This window comes from Clostridium sp. CM037, from assembly GCF_055081095.1.
This window is the reverse complement of sequence record NZ_CM143650.1, coordinates 4,014,488-4,034,395: the sequence shown is the minus strand read 5'-3', so window position 1 is coordinate 4,034,395 and position 19,908 is coordinate 4,014,488. Positions and strand designations below refer to the sequence as shown.

Here is a 19,908-nt window from a genome sequence, read left to right as displayed (position 1 = left end):
AGTCGTTAGTGTAGCACCTAAAGGTGATGATTAATAGCGCCTTTAGGTGATAATTAATTTGTCTTGATAATATATTATCAAGACTAAAGAGAGGTGAAACATGGCAGGTATGGGGCTTATTGCAATTAAGCGAAGAATAAAATCCATAACAAATACTACAAAAATTACCAGAGCCATGGGATTAGTTGCCACATCTAAATATAAAAAAATAAGAAATAAGGTGGATGTTAACAATAATTATCTATATAGGCTTGAGGAAATTGTTAAACAGGTTAAAGATAATTATGAAGATGATAGTATCTATACACGAGGAAATAATAACAGCAAAAAATTGTATGTTGTATTGACATCAGATACAGGTCTTTGTGGTGGATTTAATTGGTCAGTAGTTAATGGACTAACTAATAGCATAAAAAGCAATAAAGAAGATTACAATGTAATAATTGTAGGTCAAAAAGGTAGAGCTTTACTTAAAAAAATTAATATTGAAACTGTGGCTGAATACGTTGAAATTTTAGATGTGCCTACTCAAAAGGAAGCTTCTACTATTAGTAATCGTGCACTTGGTATGTATAGTAGCGGAGATGTTGGTGAAGTTTACATTGTTTATAAAAAGCTAATTTCGGCATTGAAAAATGAAGTTATAATTGAAAAGTTACTTCCTCTAAGTTCTGATGATGAAGAGAATGGTAGTAAAGAGTATGTAGATATTGAGGCAATAGATGAAAACGCAATATATGAGATTACCTCATTATTTTTAAGTGGTAAAATGCTGAATTCTATGCTGCATTCAAAAGCAAGTGAGCACAGAGCTAGAATGGAGTCTATGGGATCGGCTACTAACAACGCCAATGATATACTTGATAAACTTAATTTAAGTTATAATAGGATTAGACAAAGTGCAATTACACAAGAGATTTCAGAAATAGTTGGAGGAGCGGAAGCTCAAAGGTAAAAGGGAGTGAAAACAATGCCAGGACATATAGGAAAAGTAGTTCAAATAATAGGGCCTGTTATAGATATAAAGTTTGACTCAGATAGTCTTCCCAATATTTACAACAGTATTGAAATTCAGATGAATGATAGAGTGGTTGTAGCTGAGGTTGAACAGCATATCGGTGATGATATTATAAGAGCAATAGCTATGGAAGGCACAGAGGGATTAAGCCGTGGTCTTGAGGCATTTGATACAGGTAGTCCAATATCAGTTCCAGTTGGGAATGTAGTACTAGGAAGGCTGTTTAATGTTCTTGGAAAGCCTATGGATGAAATGGGAGAAGTTAAAGTAGATAAATATATGCCTATTCACAGGTTAGCCCCAACATTTGCAGAACAGTCTGTTGAGCCAGAAATGTTTGAAACAGGTATTAAGGTAATAGACTTAATAGCGCCATATCAAAAAGGTGGTAAAATTGGTCTTTTTGGTGGGGCAGGAGTTGGTAAAACGGTTCTTATTCAAGAACTTATGAATAATATTGCAAAAGAACATAATGGACTTTCAGTATTTACCGGAGTTGGTGAGAGGACTAGGGAAGGTAATGATCTTTATAATGAAATGAAAGAGTCAGGAGTTATATCTAAAACGGCTTTAGTTTTTGGACAGATGAATGAACCACCTGGAGCTAGAATGAGAGTTGCGTTAACAGGGCTTACCATGTCAGAATATTTTAGAGATCATGGTCAAGATGTACTTTTATTCATAGATAATATATTTAGATTTACACAAGCAGGTTCAGAGGTGTCTGCGCTACTTGGCAGAATACCAAGTGCGGTCGGGTACCAACCAACACTTGCTACGGAAATGGGACAATTACAAGAGAGAATTACATCTACAAAACAAGGATCTATTACATCTGTTCAGGCTGTATATGTACCGGCAGACGATTTAACTGATCCTGCACCAGCTACTACATTCAGTCATCTTGATGCTACTACAGTGCTTTCTAGAGGGATAGTTGAATTGGGCATTTATCCAGCGGTAGACCCACTAGAATCTACTTCAACAATGCTTGATCCTAGAATAGTTGGTAGGGAACACTATGATGTTACAATAAAAGTTAGACGTATCCTTGAAAGATATAAAGAACTTCAAGATATTATTGCAATATTAGGGATAGATGAATTATCTGAAGAGGATAAGATGGTAGTATTAAGAGCGCGAAAGGTTCAAAGGTTTTTATCTCAACCATTTACTGTAGCGGAGCAATTTACAGGAATGAAAGGTAAATTTGTACCAGTAAAAGAAACGGTAAGAGGATTTAAAGAAATCATTGAAGGAAAGCATGATGACTTACCTGAAGCGGCATTTATGTTTGTTGGATCTATAGAAGAGGCAGTAGAAAAAGCGAAAACTATGGCTGGTTAATAAAGTATTTTAAGAATATGTGCATAGAAATGGAAGTGTATTTATATGGAAAATCATATAAAGCTTACTATACTTACTCCGGAAAAGGAGTTTTATAGTGGTGAAATACTGAGTTTGAACACGGAGAGTGATGATGGCAGATTTGGTATTTTTGCCAATCATGTTCCTATGATATCTCCATTAAAACCTACGGTGACAACATTTACAGATATAAGTGGTGAAAAGTTAAAAGCTTTTACATCAACGGGAGTTTTAAGAGTGATTCAAGGTGAGGTAGAAATGTTATGTAGTGCCTGTGAATGGCCAGAGAATATAGATGTTGAAAGAGCAAGGCAGGCTAAAGAAAGAGCAGAAGAAAGATTGAGACATAAGCATGGAATTGGTTTTATGAGAACAGAGAATGCTATTTTAAGAGCGCTTGAAAGAATCAAGACAAAAGGATAGAGATTATAAAATGAGGATATTAATATATCTTCATTTTTTTTGCTTAAAAATGCATTTGATTTTTTTTAGCACATTTCCACTAAAATTTTATATATTAATAATATAAAGAATGGATATATATACTAAATATCAATTTTTACAATAACCCTGCCTATATAATGAATCAAATAGCCCTCTTCACACTTGTGCTGGGGGATGAATTTATTAATAACATGAATATTAAAAAACCATTATTTATAGAATAAAAAAATAAATTATGGTCAAGAATTTAATTGAAGGGTAGGGGGATTAAAATGAAAAGAAAAAGTATCGCACTTTTGTGTATAGTATTAAGTCTAATTATTTTACAAATTAATGTTAAAATCTCAAATGCACAGGAGGTAGTTAATTTATTCGATGAAATATTACTCCAAACTAAAAGCAAAACTGTGGAGTATGGATTGAAAACATGCTTTAAAACTGGAGAAGAACCAAAACAATTTTGTGACTATTTAATTAGGTCTTTAGAACTTAATAACAAAAAAACAAAATTAAACATTTCCGAAAGTGAGAATTCTTATTGTATAGAGTTTTCTGATGAAAATGTTGAAGGATATATAGAAGCCTTAAAATACAAAAGTGAGAATGATATAACTATAAACATAAGTAAGATAGGTAACGAAAATGGACTAGTATCTCTTAAAAATAAAGTTAGCACTAGTATTGGCTATAGAGGTAAAAACATCAAATATTTTCAATACCTAAAGGCGAAAATGGTAGAGAGTAGTTCAAGTGTTAAAAATGAAGACATTTATGGTGTTAATAATAGGATAATAAAAGTTTTGAAATCCCATGGGACTTACAATATTGAGACTGTGAGTATAAACAATGGACTAAGTACTATAGCATATACTAAAAAATACGATGAGCTGGTAATCAATAAAAAGTTAATCGATTTTAATTATGCTGTATGTAATTATTCATCTGGAAGATACATTATCATTGGTACACCTGAAATAATTACAACTTATTAAAAATAACAATATAATGGAGGAAGTAAATGAATAAATTAGTTATAAAAGGTGGGAAAAAATTAGAGGGTGAAGTGGATATAAGTGCATCTAAAAATTCGGTTCTTCCTATACTTGCAGCAACAATATTAAACGGTAATAGTTGTACCATTGAAAATGCTCCTATGCTTGAAGATGTATTTGTAATTTGCGATGTATTAAAATCTCTTAAAGCAGATATTAATATAGATAAAATTACTAAAATGGTGAAAATTAATACTACTAATTTATTTAATAATGGGGCTAATGATGAATTAGTTAGAAAAATGAGAGCATCTTTTTTAATAATGGGTCCTATGCTTGGAAGATTTGGAAACTTCAAGATTTCTCTGCCGGGTGGATGCAATATTGGAACTAGGCCTATCGATCTTCATTTAAAAGGATTAGCAGCTTTAGGTGCAGAAGTATCAGTAGGTCACGGGTATGTGGAAGCGAAAGCAAAAAAATTAATAGGCAGCAATATATATTTAGATTATCCGTCAGTTGGGGCTACGGAAAATATAATGATGGCAGCAACGCTAGCTGAGGGAGAAACAATAATAGGAAATGCAGCAGAAGAACCAGAAATTGTAGACCTAGCAAAGTTCTTAAGGGCCATGGGAGCAAAAATATATGGAGAAGGAACAGACACTATAAGAATTTTAGGCGTTAAAGATTTTAAAGAAGTTGTTTATAAGCCGATATATGACAGGATAGAGGCGGGTACATTTATGATAACTGCTGCAATAACGAAAAGCTTGTTTAAAATTAATGGCATTGATGAAATTCATTCAAAACCAATAATAGCAAAACTTACAGAGATGGGAGTAGGAATAGAAATTAATAAAAATAGCATAGTAGTTGATGGTAGGAAAAAGTTAAGCCCAATAGATATAAAAACTATGCCATACCCTGGGTTCCCTACAGATATGCAAGCTCAGATGATGAGTTTACTGTGTACAGTAAAAGGAACGAGTATAATTACAGAAACTATTTTTGAGAATAGATTTATGCATGCCACAGAATTAAAGAGAATGGGAGCAAATATAAAAATAGATGGTAGAAGTGCCGTAATAGAAGGTATAGATAGGTTTACAGGTTCAGAAGTTACAGCTACAGATTTGAGAGCGGGAGCGGCATTAATACTTGCAGGACTTACAGCAGAGGGCACAACTACAATAAATGATATATATCATATTGATAGAGGCTATGTTTCTATTGAGGAGAAATTAAAGGGACTAGGAGCAGACATAGAAAGAGTGAGTTCTCATAAATAACAGGGAAATTCAATAATCGATAAAAATATATGGCGGTTCATTTATAATTTAAACTTGGATAGTTGGAATATATAAGTGTTATATTCCAATTATTTTATAATAAGCACCTAAAAATAATAAACTAGCACAATGACTAGTATATTATTTTTGGGTGCCTTTTGGTTACAACTGGTCTAAATCTTTTTATCCGCTAGCTCTATTAATAAATACATAATAGTATGCACTATTATTTTACAGGGATTTAGTCAATGGAAAAAAGTAATATTTTTTATAGTTATTTAATATGTATAATGTAAAGGTTGTTTTATAACGAGAGGAGAAAAAAATGAGAAGAGTTTTTATTACAGTACATTTAAAAAATATCCTTCTATTAATAACTGCATTTATTGCATTTATAGTTATTACATCTGTTTTAATAGTGGGGGTAGGAAATAATAAAAGTATAAATAAGGGTAAAAACTCTGCAATTAAGGTAGAAGACAATGAAAATATTATAAAATATGGTTCACTAGCCAAAATCACTAAAGTTAAAGTTTTTATGTCAAAAGGGAATACTATAAAAGAACTTAATTTAGAAGAATATGTTACGGGAGTTGTTGCAGCAGAAATGCCAGCTACTTTTGGAATAGAAGCTTTAAAATCTCAAGCAGTGGCGGCTAGGACTTATGCTTTAGCTCATGTCACAGAAATGGGAGGAACCCCATGTAAAAATGGTAATGGAGCTGATTTATGCGATACAGTCCACTGTCAAGTTTATAGGACTAAAGAAGAACGTATAAAAGAATGGGGAACTTCTGGTCAAAAAAATTGGAATAAGATTAAAATGGCGGTTAAAGGGACGTTAGGACAAGTTTTAACATATAACAACAACTTAGTAATGGAGCCTTATTATTTTGCAACTAGCAGTGGAAAAACGGAAAATTCCGAAGAGGTATTTAGCGATAGCATACCTTATTTAAGGAGTGTAGAAAGTCCAGGCGAAGAAAGAGCAGGAAGCTTTAAGAGTAGTAAAATTTTAAAGTATAAAGATCTAAGTCGAATTATAAATAAAAACTATAATAATGCTAAGGTAACCTCAACTAATGTTAAGAAACAAATAACAGTAATTGATAGGACTGAGGCAGGAAGTGTTAAGAGTATTAAGGTAGGGGATATAACCATGACAGGCGGTAAGTTTAGAACAATGCTTGGTTTAAAATCATCGAATTTTGAAATGAAGTTTAATTTAAGCAACATAGAAATAGATTGCAGCGGATATGGTCATGGTGTAGGGATGAGTCAATGGGGTGCGGATGCGATGGCGAAAGATGGGAAAACCTATATTGAAATATTAACTCATTATTATCAAGGGACTGTTATATCCAAATGAAAAAATACACCTAAGCTGGTTATCCTATAAAAAAATGGATAATCAGCTTTGCTTTTTATAAAAATAAACTTGAATATGATTTAAGCAAAACTAAGGGTGAGTAATTTAAAATTTAAAATATGTTTTAAACTATAAGATATAAATATTATTAAAATGCAGATTAAGTTAAATAAATTTTAGGAAATATGTATGTTTTAATAAAATATGGACAAAAATACAAATGGAGGTGTTTGTATGAATAAGAACGAAAACAATAAGACATTAAATTTTTTTAAGAAGGAAGGATTCTATGTAATTTTATTTGTTTGTTTATGTATAGTAGCTTCAGTGGCGTCTATAACAGCAAATAATAATAAGAAGCTTTCAAGCAAGCAAGAAGCATTACAAAAACAACAAGCAAATGCAGGAGATGTTATAAAAGCGCAACAAAAAGAATATGAGGGTGCTCTTCAAGTAAAAGAAGAAAAGAAAGCTAAGGCTGAAGCGATTAAAGCGGTACCAGACATCAAAAAAGTTACAACAGGAAAAGCAGCATCAGCAGTTTCCAAATCAGTTAATGCTAAATTTGAAAATCCCGTAGCGAATGGATTACTCGCAAGGGCATATTCAAAAGATATTGATTCAGTAGTGTGGAAGACTGATGGAAGCTATAGAACAAATTTAGGCGTTGACATTCAAGCAAAAATAGGGGAGCCAGTTGTAGCAGTTATGGATGGAATAGTTAAAGAAGTTGGTACTGACGTTAATGGCCAAAAAGGTAAGATGGTTCAGATAGATCATCAAAATGGATTTGTTACTAACAGTACTAATCTAGATGAAAAAATATTAGTAAAAAAAGGTGATAAAGTAACTAAAAAACAGCAAATTGGTACAGTGGGAAACACTAGTTTAAATTCATTTAAGGAAGAATATGGATCTCACTTACACTTTGAAGTTTTGCAGAGTAATAAGAATGTTGATCCTGCTAAATATGTAAAGTATGAGAAATATCAACCTGAAGAAACTAAAAAATAACCAATAACCATCTCAATTAGCCATTTTTTAAAAATATATTGGAAGATGACTAATTGGAATGGAATTTAAAAGCAAGATAATGCATATTTATAAATATATAAGGGTTAAGGAGGCAACACTTGAAAGACTATATTGAAGATCGAGTACTAGAAGTTGCTAAGTACATTATCGAGTCAAAATCTACAATAAGAAGAACTGCCAAAGTGTTTGGCGTTAGCAAGAGTACTATACACAAGGATATGACGGAAAGATTACCCACAATAAATCCTCAAATTGCCAGCGATGCAAAAACAATTTTGGATATAAATAAAGCTGAGCGACATATAAGAGGCGGAAGAGCAACTAAATTGAAATATAAAGAAGCACAAGGATAAAAACATTCGAAGCTAAAAACTATAAAAAAATTTTAAAATTAAAAGAGGGTTTTCTTATAGCTTTATAGAATAGAGTTTAGTGTAATTTAAATATTGAATATACTAAAGAGCAGGAGTGGTTTTGAAATGTTTTTTTTTAGAATGGGTACAGATATGGGAATAGATTTGGGTACATCTACAGTGCTTGTATATATTAAAGGAAAAGGTGTTATATTAAAAGAACCTTCTGTTGTTGCCATAGATAGAAATAATAATAAGGTATTGGCAGTAGGAGAAGAAGCTAGGCAAATGATAGGAAGGACACCAGGCAATATTGTGGCAATACGCCCTATGAGGGACGGTGTTATTTCGGATTATGACATAACTGAAAAAATGTTAAATCATTTTATAAAGAAGGCTTGTGGGAAAAGAAGGCTGTCTTCTCCAAAAGTTGTAATATGTGTACCTTGCGAAGCAACGGAAGTAGAAAGAAGAGCGGTGGAAGATGCAGGTAGAAATGCCGGAGCTAAGAAAGTTCAACTTATAGAAGAACCACTAGCAGCGGCAATCGGAGCGGGACTCGATATTACTAGAGCAAGTGGTAATATGGTTATTGATATTGGTGGAGGGACGACTGATATTGCAGTTATTTCTTTAGGAGGCATGGTTGTACGTGAATCAGTTAAAGTAGCTGGTGATAAGTTTGATGAAGAGATTATAAAATTTATCAGAAAAAAACATAAATTAATGATTGGTGAGAGGACTGCAGAGGATTTAAAAATCAACATAGGTTGTGCTTATAAACAAGAAGAAAAGACAAGCATGGAGATAAGAGGGAGAGATTTAATTACAGGTCTTCCTAAGAATTTAGAAGTATCATCAGAAGAAATGAGAGAAGCTTTAAAAGAGGCGGTATATTTAATAGCAGGATGTGCACATTCAGTATTAGAAAAAACACCACCTGAGCTTTCAGCAGATATAGCTGATAAAGGTATAGTTATGACTGGTGGAGGTGCATTGTTAAAAGGCTTAGGTAAGCTCATACAAGAGGTTACTAAAGTTCCGGTATACCTAGCAGAGGATCCGATTTCATGCGTAGCACTCGGAACAGGTAAAGTATTGGATTATATGGATAAGTTAGATAATTCATTCAATGGAAGGGAATTATGCTTAACAGAATAAAAAGTGTAAGCAAGCTATAAAAATAAGCAATACAATTATTAGTTTAATTGTATTGCTTATTTTTATATTATATAAGATTTGTAAATTTAAATTGCGGATAATTATTTAAAACTAATTAAATCGTGTTAAACAGGGCTTAAATTATTTTCTTCATTGGTAAGGGAGTGCAAATAATATGAATGCAAGAGGGCCCTGCTTAAAACATTAGCAATATCCATTACCAAGCTCAATCTTATGTTTCTATTTGTAAATAATTCACTATCATCACTTGAATCTACTATACCTATTAATGAAAGAGTGCCTACCTTAGGAAGGGTTTTCCCTACACCTTTGCCAGGATGAATTGGATAATTTCTAGCTTGGAGTTCTCCAATATTTGAAATGTCTCCTAAACAAGCATCTACACCTATTATAGTACAATTTGGGTGCAAAGCATTTATTTTAGATAATTTACTATCTATGTTTAAGGCATGAATTGGATTATCTATAGTGCCATATACAGGTAATGGAAAGGAACTATTTTTTAAAAGTGTACCAACTAAAGGACCTAGACAATCGCCTATACATCTATCGGTACCTATGCAAACAACTAAAGTATTTTTGTCAATATAGTCTTTTAGAAAATTAGAAAGTGTATAGTATGCTAAAGGATCTTTATAATGGGTTTTAGCTTTACTCAAGAAATATACCTCCTTGTATTGCGCTGGGGAAAAATTATTAGTTTCCTATGAATAATTTATATGAATAAATCCCGTGTATTATTATAATAAAGAATAAAAAAATGATTTATTAAAAAATGATATATAAGTATATTAACTATATGAAGGAAAACCAAATAAAAAATATAATGAATTATTTGGAAAATAGTAAGTTGTATCAATGCTTAATATTAAGCAAATATGCGAATAGTATAGTTATGGAGAGAAGAAGTCGTTTATTAAAGGATAATAGACTTGAAATTAATTAATTAAAGTTGTATAATAATTCTTGTCGACACGGTAAAACGGCAAAATAATAAAACATAATATGCTGGCATGGCTCAACGGTAGAGCAGCTGACTTGTAATCAGCAGGTTGTAGGTTCAATTCCTATTGCCAGCTCCATAAGTGGAGGAGTTCCCGAGTGGCCAAAGGGGGCAGACTGTAAATCTGTTACGTAATGTTTCGATGGTTCGAATCCGTCCTCCTCCACCATTTATAATGGTTTACAATAAATTATGGTTTAAATAAATTATGGGAGCATAGCTCAGCTGGGAGAGCATCTGCCTTACAAGCAGAGGGTCACAGGTTCGAACCCTGTTGTTCCCACCATAATACTCTTTTTAAAATAGAATAAAATGCATGCTGGCATGGCTCAACGGTAGAGCAGCTGACTTGTAATCAGCAGGTTGTAGGTTCAATTCCTATTGCCAGCTCCACATATGGAGGAGTTCCCGAGTGGCCAAAGGGGGCAGACTGTAAATCTGTTACGTAATGTTTCGATGGTTCGAATCCGTCCTCCTCCACCAAAAGACATCTATAGATGTCTTTTTTTATTTTTTACAGAGTTTAGATTCTGTTGACACTATAGAATGCATATGGTATTATAATTAAAAGTTAATAATTGATAACTCTTATCAAGAGAGGTGGAGGGAAAAAGGCCCTATGAAACCCGGCAACCGGTGCAATGCACCATGGTGCCAATTCCTGCAGTTATAATCTGCAAGATAAGGGAGATGATTAAATCACCTCTTCTTATATTTGGAAGAGGTTTTATTTTTTTATAAGGAAATTTTAGAGAGTAGAAGGGAGAATTATAATGAAAAGATTATTTACATCAGAATCTGTTACAGAAGGACATCCAGACAAAGTTTGTGACCAAATTTCAGATGCCGTACTTGATGCTATTTTAGAACAAGATCCTTATGCTAGAGTTGCTTGTGAAACAGCGGTTACTACAGGAATGGTTTTAGTAATGGGAGAGATAACAACTAGTTGTTATGTAGATGTTCCTAAGGTTGTCAGGAATACCATTGAAGGCATAGGATATACTAGAGCAAAATACGGGTTTGATGCTAGCACATGTGCTGTACTTACGTCTATTAATGAACAATCAACAGATATAGCTATGGGAGTAGATGAGGCATTAGAATCTAAAGCAGGCGAGATTGATAAGGTTGACGCAATAGGTGCTGGTGATCAAGGCATGATGTTTGGATTTGCAACTAATGAGACGCCAGAGTACATGCCACTACCAATTGCTATGGCTCACAGATTAGCAAGAAAGTTAAGCGAAGTAAGAAAAAATGGCACATTAGATTACTTAAGACCGGACGGAAAGACTCAAGTTACTGTAGAGTATGAAGATAATAAGCCAGTAAGAATAGATACTATTGTTATTTCAACTCAACATGCAGAAGAAGCGACTCATGATCAAATTGAAAATGATTTAAAAGAGCATGTAATAAAACCTGTAGTTCCAAGTGGATTATTAGATGAAAGTACTAAATATTATATAAATCCTACAGGCAGATTTGTAATTGGAGGACCGCAAGGAGACTCTGGTTTAACAGGAAGAAAAATAATAGTAGATACTTATGGTGGATATGGAAGACATGGCGGTGGAGCATTCTCAGGAAAGGATGCAACAAAAGTTGATAGATCCGCTGCATATGCTGCAAGATGGGTTGCTAAAAATTTAGTTGCTGCAGGAGTTTCAGATAAATTGGAAATTCAGTTAGCTTATGCTATAGGTGTAGCTAAACCAGTATCTATAGAGGTTGAAACTTTCGGAACAGGAAAAATTGACGATGATAAAATAGTTCAAATAGTTGAAAAAGTATTTGATTTAAGGCCAGCTGTAATTATAAGAGAATTAGAACTAAGAAGACCTGTTTATAAACAAGTAGCTGCCTATGGACATTTTGGAAGAATTGATTTAGATCTTTCATGGGAAAAACTAAACAAGGTTGATGAAATAAAAAAATACGTATAATATAAAAAAAGGGATAACAATTATTAATTGTTATCTCTTTTTAGTGCATGTGATTATTAAGTAGCATTTTGATAAAACCTAAGATAGGGGTATACTGAACATAAGAGATGTAAAATACATATGATATAATAACATTAATAATAATATTATTGCTAATAATATTATTATTAATGTTATTATATGAATTTATAAATAGGAGAGATTTTATGCCGGAAATACAAGGGATAATCGAAGATGTAGTATTTCATAATGAAGAAAATGGATATATAATTGCTCATTTGAATGATAATAAAAAGCAGATAACTGTGGTAGGCATTGTGCCATATATAAGTGAAGGGCAGAACCTGAAATTAACGGGGGAGTGGGTTACTCATCCTCAATTTGGCAAGCAATTTAGAATAATACAATGTGAGGAAATAATACCGAGTTCACTTGAAGGTATAGAAAAATATTTAGCTTCAGGAGTTATTCAAGGAATTGGACCAATAACTGCTAAAAAAATTGTACAGCACTTTGGTGAAAGCACCATGAATATATTAGATAATGAAATTGAAAGATTAAAAGAGATTGATGGTGTAGGACAAAAAAAGATTCAATTAATTTTTGAATCATATTCTAAGCAACGAGAAGTTAAAAATATAATGATATTTCTTCAAACATATGGAGTAACACCTAACCAATGTGTGAAAATTTATAAAAAATATGGAGGAGACTCTATAAAGGTAGTGCAGGATAATCCTTATGTGTTAACTGAAACCATTTCTGGAGTAGGATTTAAAATTGCAGATAAGATAGCACAAAGTTTAGGCATTGACAAAGAGTCGCCTTTTAGAATACAAAGTGGAATTAATTATGTGGTAAATGAATTTTGCGCTATGGGAAATACTTATATGCCCTTAAACAAATTATACAAAGAATCTAAAAATATTCTTGGGGTTACGGCTGAAGAAATTGAAAAAAATGTTTATGATAATGTATTGCAGGGAAAATTGAAAGTCGAAAATATTGATGAAGAAGACTGTGTTTTCACTATGCCGTTCTATTATTGTGAATTAGCTATTACTAAAAAAATTATAACCTTATCTATAGAAAAGTATGATGAATTAGAAATAGACATACAAGAAAAGATTAATGACTTCGAAGAAGAAAAAAACATAAAATTTGCAACGTCTCAAAAGACTGCTATTTGTGGTGCTGCAGAAAATAGTATTGAAATTATAACTGGAGGTCCAGGTACTGGCAAAACTACTATAATTAATTGCATTATAGAGGTATTTGAAGAAGCAGGAATGAAAGTTTATATGGCTGCGCCCACCGGAAGGGCTGCCAAAAGAATGACAGAGGCTACTGGTCGCGAAGCCAAAACCATACATAGGTTATTAGAACTTGGAGTAGGCAGAGATGATGGGTCGCAGTTCTCTAGAAGTGAGGAATCGCCTTTAGATTGTGATGTGCTAATTATTGATGAAGCATCTATGATAGACATAATGCTTATGAATAGTTTATTAAAAGCTATCAGCGTAGGAACTAGACTTATAATTGTTGGTGATGTTGACCAATTGCCATCTGTCGGACCGGGTAATGTACTAAGAGATATTATTGACAGTAAATGTGTTAAAGTAGTTAAGCTTAAGGAGATTTTTAGGCAAGCACAAGAAAGTATGATTATTGTGAATGCTCATAAAATTAACAATGGCGAGATGCCTATTTTAAATAAAAAGGATAAAGATTTTTATTTTATTGAAAATAATGAGCCAGAGAAAATCTTGGACAGTATAATTGCTTTAATTAATACCAGATTGCCAAAATTTAACAAAAAATGGGATAAGATGAAGAATATTCAAATACTCTCTCCTATGAGAAAAGGGATATTGGGTATAGAAAATCTAAATGGAAAGCTTCAGCAAATATTGAACCCTAAATCTAAGTATAAAAAGGAAAAGGAATATAGGAATACTATATTTAGGGTAGGCGACAAGGTTATGCAAATTAAAAATAATTACTCTATAAAATGGAAAAAAATTAATGCAAAAGCTGAAGATGGAGTGGGCATTTTTAATGGTGATGTAGGGTATGTTGAAGATATTGATGAAGATAATGAAAATGTTATTGTGATTTTTGATGATGACAAACGGGTAGAATATGAAGGTGTATATTTAGATGAACTAGCTTTAGCGTATGCTATTACAATACATAAAAGTCAAGGCAGTGAGTTTGAAGTTGTAATTATGCCTATGTTTATGGGTCCCCCACTTTTAATGAACAGAAATTTACTTTATACAGGGATAACTAGAGCAAAGAATATGGTTGTTTTAGTGGGAGCAATAAAAGCTGTTAATTTCATGAAAGATAACAACAGAAGTTTCGAGCGGTACTCCGCTTTGGGCTGGAGAATAAGACAAATAGTAGATACAAATGTGAGCCATGATGAAAATTAGATTGATTTGTTTAGAACAAATATTAAATTGCAAAGGAGATTTTACATGCTTTTCTACGCAAAATTAAACCTTAGTAAAGAAAAAGATGAAATTAGCAAAGAAATTTTAAAATGTTCTTTAAACAGCAAAAAAAGAATTGATGTTGTATCTATGTTTTACAATTCCTCTGATATATTGTTAGAAACTATAATTGCATATGTTAATGAAAAGAAAAATATATTGTATATAACTAATGAAAACCAGAGGAGTATTGATATTATTTACTTCATAAATAAATTTAGCAATTTAGGTCAATATGTATATTCACCTGAAACGAATTATGGCAGTGTGAATGAGTATTTACATATATGCAATCATGAAAATGCGTTAAAACTCCAAGAAAAATTTGATTTGATTATTTATAATGATATTAGAAGTTTTCCTAAATACACTAAGCAACAAATAAAAAAAGTATTATTAAGAATGTGTAGAGCAAATAGTGTAGCTATAGCCTATTCTGTAGAGAATGTTTTAAGCGAGGGCACACCAATAATGTTTCCGTTAAAAAACAATAATATTCCGATTATAGAGCCTAGAATCATAACTACAAGAATAAATCTTAGTATGGATATACCTTTGGTTGTTTATCAATATTTGAATTGGTCAATTATATCTAATAGAAAGGTAATAATATTTACACCAGATGAGGAAAAAACTATAGCGGTCTTTGAGTATCTAAGTAATTTCAAAGAAAAGTTAAGTGAAAATATATTTTTGTTTATTAGTAAAAAAAGCGATGCTAATATTAAGGTAAAGTTCATGAATGAAGATGAGGGGATAATAGTCACTAATGACTTTGAAGAAAGTTATTTAGAATTTCATTCAATTGATGTTATAGTTTATTTTGCTGATAATGATAAATATAATCATAAGCAACTATTATATTTATCAAGTAAGGTTGGGAGATATGAAAGTATACAAAGGGGAGAGGCTATATTTTTAGCTAATGTTGAAACTGTGCAAATGGATAAAGCTAAAAATATAGCTAGAAAATTTAATGAGAAAGCGTGGGAGCGAGGATTATTAAATATATAAGAAAAATACTTTATTGTTTAGTTCAGCTCATATATTCAGGCGATGAACAGTGCGTAATCTGTAGTGGATATAGTGAGGAAAGTGAAGCTTTGTGTACTAAATGCAGAGAAAAATTGAAGCGCTGTGCACAAAGCTTTTATATAGGTCGCAATGAAGAAAAATATCTTGTTTGGTCAGTGTTTTATTATTCTAATATAGTAAAAGAATTAATTATTAGGCTTAAATATAAAAGCGATTTTATATGCGGTGAGATCTTAGCTGAATACATGTTACAACTTGTAAAAAGCAATGAATTACAATTTGACTTAATATCTTATGTACCTATGACTAAAAAAGCTTTAAAAAATAGGGGGTATAACCAAAGCGAGTTTTTGGCAAGCTATTTATCGCGATTTTTAAATATTCCAGTAAGTTGCAACTTGATTAAAACTGAGGATACTAAAGATCAAATAGGTCTCAATGGCGAAGAACGATGGAACAATATGGATAAATGTTTTGACATCCAAAAAAGTGAAATTATAAAAAATAAAAATGTTTTGCTCATTGATGATGTTATAACTACTGGGGCTACAGCGTTTCATTGTGCTCACAAACTGAAAGAAAGTGGAATAAAGAATATTTATATATTGACAATAGCCAAAAGTAATGTATAATACTTATTGTAGTAAGTTAGGTTTGTGGTTGAAAGTCGATGCCAGTCGCAGGCGAAACGATCCACGTAAGTTAAACAAAGTTTAGTGAGCATGGTGCGGCTTAGAGGTTAGTCCTGCCGTTTAGTAGACGAGAGTGTTAGTAGTGAGAGGGTAATTCTGGGTAGCAAAAGCTCCAGCAGGCGAGTGTGGGGTCAAAGACCAGGTCAACTAACTTAATATATAAAAACTCCTAATATTATATTAGGAGTTTTTATTTTATTGGTACCTAAAAATATCGAATATAATTTAAATTGTATTAATATTGTGTGAATTCTGATTTTAATGGTTGCTATTTAGCATTTAAAGTAATAGAATTGAAATATAAAACATATATCATGCTTAGTAATTAAGCAGTATGTAGATATTAGAGAGGGGCTGGAAGTATGAAAGTCAAAGTAATAGGAAGAAATATAGAGATAACAGAAGCCTTGAAAAATATTATAGACAAGAAAATAGCAAGATTGGATAAGTATTTTAGTCCAGATGTGGAAGCACAGACAACATTAGGCGTTTGTAAGAATAGACATACAATAGAAGTTACAATCCCTTTTAATGGAGTTATTTTAAGATCAGAAGAGCAAAATGAAGATATGTATACCTCATTAGATATTGTTGTTGATAAATTAGAAAGACAAATTAGAAAAAATAAAACAAAATTAGAAAAAAGGAATAGGGGAACGTCTCTTAAATTTCAAGGCATACCAAAATATGATAAGAACGAAGATGATGGTATAGATCCTAAGATAGTAAAGATGAAAAAATTTGCATTTAAACCTATGTCAGCAGAGGAAGCAGTACTTCAAATGGAACTCGTTGGTCATAGTTTCTTCGTATATATGAGTGATGGTAGTTCAGAGGTAAATGTAGTATATAAAAGAAAAGATGGAAATTATGGTTTGATAGAACCAGAATTTTAAAATATATTGAATTTAAAGGATTAAAGTAAATTTACTTACTTTAATCTTTTTTTAACTTTAAAAAAAGTATAGTGAAAAATTATTAATGATAATTTACAAAATTTATAAATTCGTATAAGTTGAACAGTAACAAATTAAGTGGTATAATTTTAAGTATATATTTAGGGACTATTAAAATGAATAGTGAGGATGAAAAGTATGAAATTTTTTGAAAAGTTATTTGGTAGTTATAGTGATAGAGAAATAAAAAGAATAATTTCAACAGTAGATAAAATAGAAGAATTAGATCCGTTGATGACTAGTTTAAGCGATGAAGAACTTAAATTAAAAACACAAGAATTTAAAACTAGATTAAATAAAGGAGAGACTTTAGAGGATATATTACCTGAAGCCTTTGCGGTGGTTAGAGAAGCTTCATGGAGAGTTCTTAACATGAAGCATTTTAGAGTACAACTAATTGGTGGAATAGTACTGCACCAAGGAAGAATAACAGAAATGAAAACTGGTGAAGGAAAGACCTTAGTGGCTACACTTCCTTCATATTTGAATGCGTTAACAGGAAATGGTGTTCACATAATTACAGTTAATGACTACCTTGCCAAAAGAGATAGCGATGACATGGGACGAATACACGAATTCTTAGGTATTTCTGTAGGCGTAATTATTCATGATTTAGATCAAACACAAAGGCAAGCGGCCTATAATTCAGATATAACATATGGGACAAATAACGAATTTGGGTTTGACTATTTAAGAGATAATATGGTTGTTTATAAAGAAGAAAGAGTTCAAAGAAAATTAAACTTTGTAATCGTGGATGAGGTTGATTCTATATTAATAGATGAAGCTAGAACACCGCTTATAATATCTGGAGAAGGAGAAAAATCTACGGATTTCTACAAAGTAGCAGATTATTTTGTTAAGGGTCTAGTGAAGGAAGAAGATTATACTATAGATGAAAAAGCTAGTGCTGTCATATTATCTGATGCTGGTATAGATAAAGCGGAAAAATATTTTCATTTAGAGAATTATGCTGATGCAGAAAATATGGGTATACAGCACCATACAGTTCAAGCTTTAAAAGCAAACTTCATCATGAGAAAAGATAAAGATTATATGGCAAAGGATGGTCAAGTTATCATAGTGGATGAGTTTACTGGAAGACTCATGGAAGGCAGAAGATATAGCGATGGGCTTCACCAAGCTATTGAAGCGAAAGAGAGCGTCAAAATTGAAAAAGAGTCAAAAACTCTTGCAACCATTACCTTCCAGAACTATTTTAGAATGTATAATAAGTTATCGGGTATGACTGGAACTGCGCTTACAGAAGAAAATGAATTTAGAGAAATATACGGATTGGATGTAATAGTAATACCTACGAATATGCCATTAACAAGAATTGATAACGCAGATTTAGTGTTTAAAACTGTAAATGGGAAATATAAAGCTATAGTAGATGAAATAGTTGAAACTTATAAGAACAAGCAGCCCGTTCTCGTAGGAACTGTTAGTATAGAAAAATCAGAATTATTATCTGATATGCTTAAAAAAAGAGGAATTCCTCATCAAGTACTTAATGCTAAATATCATGAAAGAGAAGCGGATATAGTCTCTCATGCAGGAGCACGTGGCATGGTTACCATAGCAACTAATATGGCGGGTCGTGGTACAGATATTAAGCTTGAAGAAGGCGTTGTTGAAGTTGGTGGACTCAAGATAATTGGAACTGAAAGACATGAATCTAGGCGTATTGATAATCAGCTTAGGGGCCGTGCTGGTCGTCAGGGAGATACTGGAAGCTCAAGATTTTACATATCACTCGAAGATGATTTAATGAGAATATTTGGGTCTGAAAGACTTCAAGGGGTTGTAGGAAAATTAGGATTAACTGATGAGGACGCTATTGAAAGCAAGATGGTAAGTGGTGCTATAGAAAGTGCTCAAAAGAAAGTTGAAGGAAATAACTTTGATATAAGAAAAAATGTTGTTCAATATGATGATGTAATGAACCAACAGAGAGAAATAATTTATAGACAAAGAACAGAGGTTCTTCAAGGTGAAAACATAAAAGATCAAATTGAAGAAATGATACAAGATGTTGTTTTCACTGCAGTTGATTCACATATTAGTGGAATTGAGGAAAGTTTTGATGAGGAATTAGTAAAACTTATTAACTATCTTGAAGAAATATATCTTCCAAAGGGTATGGTTTCAATAGAAGAACTTTCTAAAACATCTAATGAGGAAATTAAAAATACTCTTTTAGAAATAGCTAAAAAAATCTATGATCAAAAAGAAGAAAATTTTGGTGACGAACAAATAAGAGAAGTCGAAAGGGTTATTCTTCTAAGGGTAGTGGATAGTAAATGGATGGATCATATCGATGAGATGGAACATTTAAAGCAGGGCATTGGACTTAGAGCTTATAAGCAACAGGATCCATCACAAGCCTACCAAATGGAAGGTAGCGATATGTTTGCTGAAATGATTGAAATTATAAAGACGGAAACTGTTAAATACTTATTTCACGTGCAAATAGAAAAAGCACCTGAGAGAGAAATGGTTTCTAAGATTACATCAACAAATCATGATAATTCCATTAAAAATGAGCCAATTAAAAAAGTAACTAAACAAGGAAGAAATGATGAATGTTCTTGTGGTTCAGGGAAAAAATACAAAAATTGCTGTGGCAGAGGTTAATATCTATTAATAACTTCAGACGACCGCGCAATGGATAATAATAGTTGGAAATACATAACTGTCAATTTTCAACTGGGAAGGG

General features: G+C 32.2%; 16 protein-coding genes, 5 tRNA genes and 1 riboswitch. Of the genes, 20 read left to right on the top strand and 1 reads right to left on the bottom strand.

Annotated elements, in window-relative coordinates:
* Positions 1 to 100: 100 nt before the first annotated feature.
* The 9 genes from atpG (at position 101) to mreB (ending at position 9,032) form a co-directional block, all read left to right on the top strand.
* Complete coding sequence (gene atpG, locus ACWJKP_RS19295; protein ID WP_165413067.1) at positions 101 to 955, top strand: ATP synthase F1 subunit gamma; 855 nt, start codon at positions 101 to 103, stop codon at positions 953 to 955.
* Positions 956 to 970: 15 nt separating this feature from the next.
* Complete coding sequence (gene atpD / locus ACWJKP_RS19290) at positions 971 to 2,365, top strand: F0F1 ATP synthase subunit beta (RefSeq protein ID WP_165413068.1); 1,395 nt, start codon at positions 971 to 973, stop codon at positions 2,363 to 2,365.
* A 45-nt stretch (positions 2,366 to 2,410) separates the two neighbouring features.
* Positions 2,411 to 2,809, top strand: coding sequence for a F0F1 ATP synthase subunit epsilon (locus tag ACWJKP_RS19285; protein ID WP_165413069.1), 399 nt, complete (start codon positions 2,411 to 2,413; stop codon positions 2,807 to 2,809).
* A gap of 293 nt (positions 2,810 to 3,102) precedes the next feature.
* Positions 3,103 to 3,822 carry a YwmB family TATA-box binding protein gene (locus tag ACWJKP_RS19280; RefSeq protein WP_165413070.1) on the top strand — a complete coding sequence of 240 codons (720 nt, stop codon included), beginning with the start codon at positions 3,103 to 3,105 and terminating at the stop codon, positions 3,820 to 3,822.
* A 26-nt stretch (positions 3,823 to 3,848) separates the two neighbouring features.
* Positions 3,849 to 5,114: a UDP-N-acetylglucosamine 1-carboxyvinyltransferase gene (gene murA, locus ACWJKP_RS19275; RefSeq protein WP_165413071.1), complete on the top strand. Its 1,266-nt coding sequence runs from the start codon at positions 3,849 to 3,851 to the stop codon at positions 5,112 to 5,114.
* A gap of 325 nt (positions 5,115 to 5,439) precedes the next feature.
* Positions 5,440 to 6,483 carry a stage II sporulation protein D gene (gene spoIID, locus ACWJKP_RS19270; protein ID WP_165413072.1) on the top strand — a complete coding sequence of 348 codons (1,044 nt, stop codon included), beginning with the start codon at positions 5,440 to 5,442 and terminating at the stop codon, positions 6,481 to 6,483.
* Between the two features lie 234 nt (positions 6,484 to 6,717).
* Positions 6,718 to 7,497: a M23 family metallopeptidase gene (locus ACWJKP_RS19265; RefSeq protein ID WP_165413073.1), complete on the top strand. Its 780-nt coding sequence runs from the start codon at positions 6,718 to 6,720 to the stop codon at positions 7,495 to 7,497.
* Positions 7,498 to 7,616: 119 nt separating this feature from the next.
* A complete protein-coding gene (gene spoIIID / locus ACWJKP_RS19260; protein ID WP_165413074.1) occupies positions 7,617 to 7,871 on the top strand; it encodes a sporulation transcriptional regulator SpoIIID in 255 nt (84 codons plus the stop codon).
* Positions 7,872 to 7,997: 126 nt separating this feature from the next.
* Positions 7,998 to 9,032, top strand: coding sequence for a rod shape-determining protein (mreB, locus tag ACWJKP_RS19255; protein WP_165413075.1), 1,035 nt, complete (start codon positions 7,998 to 8,000; stop codon positions 9,030 to 9,032).
* 125 nt (positions 9,033 to 9,157) lie between these two features.
* Here the strand turns inward: mreB and yyaC are convergent, their stop codons facing one another.
* Entirely contained in the window at positions 9,158 to 9,712 is a 555-nt protein-coding gene (gene yyaC, locus ACWJKP_RS19250) for a spore protease YyaC (RefSeq protein ID WP_165413076.1), read from the bottom strand.
* 348 nt (positions 9,713 to 10,060) lie between these two features.
* On the opposite strand from yyaC, the gene ACWJKP_RS19245 reads away from it, so the two are divergent.
* The 11 genes from ACWJKP_RS19245 to secA all read left to right on the top strand — a co-directional run bounded on the left by ACWJKP_RS19245 (position 10,061) and on the right by secA (position 19,826).
* Positions 10,061 to 10,135, top strand: a tRNA-Thr gene (locus tag ACWJKP_RS19245).
* A gap of 5 nt (positions 10,136 to 10,140) precedes the next feature.
* Positions 10,141 to 10,225 (top strand) — tRNA-Tyr (locus tag ACWJKP_RS19240).
* 41 nt (positions 10,226 to 10,266) lie between these two features.
* A tRNA-Val gene (locus ACWJKP_RS19235) sits at positions 10,267 to 10,342 on the top strand.
* A gap of 32 nt (positions 10,343 to 10,374) precedes the next feature.
* A tRNA-Thr gene (locus tag ACWJKP_RS19230) sits at positions 10,375 to 10,449 on the top strand.
* A gap of 5 nt (positions 10,450 to 10,454) precedes the next feature.
* Positions 10,455 to 10,539, top strand: a tRNA-Tyr gene (locus ACWJKP_RS19225).
* Positions 10,540 to 10,641: 102 nt separating this feature from the next.
* Positions 10,642 to 10,744, top strand: a riboswitch (SAM riboswitch).
* Positions 10,745 to 10,829: 85 nt separating this feature from the next.
* Positions 10,830 to 12,005: a methionine adenosyltransferase gene (gene metK / locus ACWJKP_RS19220; protein WP_165413077.1), complete on the top strand. Its 1,176-nt coding sequence runs from the start codon at positions 10,830 to 10,832 to the stop codon at positions 12,003 to 12,005.
* Between the two features lie 206 nt (positions 12,006 to 12,211).
* Positions 12,212 to 14,443, top strand: coding sequence for an SF1B family DNA helicase RecD2 (gene recD2 / locus ACWJKP_RS19215; RefSeq protein WP_462961353.1), 2,232 nt, complete (start codon positions 12,212 to 12,214; stop codon positions 14,441 to 14,443).
* A 45-nt stretch (positions 14,444 to 14,488) separates the two neighbouring features.
* Positions 14,489 to 15,517: a hypothetical protein gene (locus tag ACWJKP_RS19210; RefSeq protein ID WP_165413079.1), complete on the top strand. Its 1,029-nt coding sequence runs from the start codon at positions 14,489 to 14,491 to the stop codon at positions 15,515 to 15,517.
* 113 nt (positions 15,518 to 15,630) lie between these two features.
* Positions 15,631 to 16,170, top strand: a complete 540-nt coding sequence (locus ACWJKP_RS19205) for a ComF family protein (RefSeq protein ID WP_224578709.1) — start codon at positions 15,631 to 15,633, stop codon at positions 16,168 to 16,170.
* Between the two features lie 422 nt (positions 16,171 to 16,592).
* On the top strand, positions 16,593 to 17,126 hold the full coding sequence (gene hpf, locus ACWJKP_RS19200) for a ribosome hibernation-promoting factor, HPF/YfiA family (protein ID WP_165413081.1): 534 nt from the start codon (positions 16,593 to 16,595) through the stop codon (positions 17,124 to 17,126).
* Between the two features lie 198 nt (positions 17,127 to 17,324).
* A complete protein-coding gene (gene secA, locus ACWJKP_RS19195; protein ID WP_165413082.1) occupies positions 17,325 to 19,826 on the top strand; it encodes a preprotein translocase subunit SecA in 2,502 nt (833 codons plus the stop codon).
* Positions 19,827 to 19,908 lie beyond the last annotated feature (82 nt).

Bases quoted from the DNA above. Each gene is read 5' to 3' on its own strand.
- atpG (WP_165413067.1), top strand. From the start codon at position 101: ATGGCAGGTATGGGGCTTATTGCAATTAAGCGAAGAATAAAATCCATA.
- atpD (WP_165413068.1), top strand. From the start codon at position 971: ATGCCAGGACATATAGGAAAAGTAGTTCAAATAATAGGGCCTGTTATA.
- ACWJKP_RS19285 (WP_165413069.1), top strand. From the start codon at position 2,411: ATGGAAAATCATATAAAGCTTACTATACTTACTCCGGAAAAGGAGTTT.
- ACWJKP_RS19280 (WP_165413070.1), top strand. From the start codon at position 3,103: ATGAAAAGAAAAAGTATCGCACTTTTGTGTATAGTATTAAGTCTAATT.
- murA (WP_165413071.1), top strand. From the start codon at position 3,849: ATGAATAAATTAGTTATAAAAGGTGGGAAAAAATTAGAGGGTGAAGTG.
- spoIID (WP_165413072.1), top strand. From the start codon at position 5,440: ATGAGAAGAGTTTTTATTACAGTACATTTAAAAAATATCCTTCTATTA.
- ACWJKP_RS19265 (WP_165413073.1), top strand. From the start codon at position 6,718: ATGAATAAGAACGAAAACAATAAGACATTAAATTTTTTTAAGAAGGAA.
- mreB (WP_165413075.1), top strand. From the start codon at position 7,998: ATGTTTTTTTTTAGAATGGGTACAGATATGGGAATAGATTTGGGTACA.
- metK (WP_165413077.1), top strand. From the start codon at position 10,830: ATGAAAAGATTATTTACATCAGAATCTGTTACAGAAGGACATCCAGAC.
- recD2 (WP_462961353.1), top strand. From the start codon at position 12,212: ATGCCGGAAATACAAGGGATAATCGAAGATGTAGTATTTCATAATGAA.
- ACWJKP_RS19210 (WP_165413079.1), top strand. From the start codon at position 14,489: ATGCTTTTCTACGCAAAATTAAACCTTAGTAAAGAAAAAGATGAAATT.
- hpf (WP_165413081.1), top strand. From the start codon at position 16,593: ATGAAAGTCAAAGTAATAGGAAGAAATATAGAGATAACAGAAGCCTTG.
- secA (WP_165413082.1), top strand. From the start codon at position 17,325: ATGAAATTTTTTGAAAAGTTATTTGGTAGTTATAGTGATAGAGAAATA.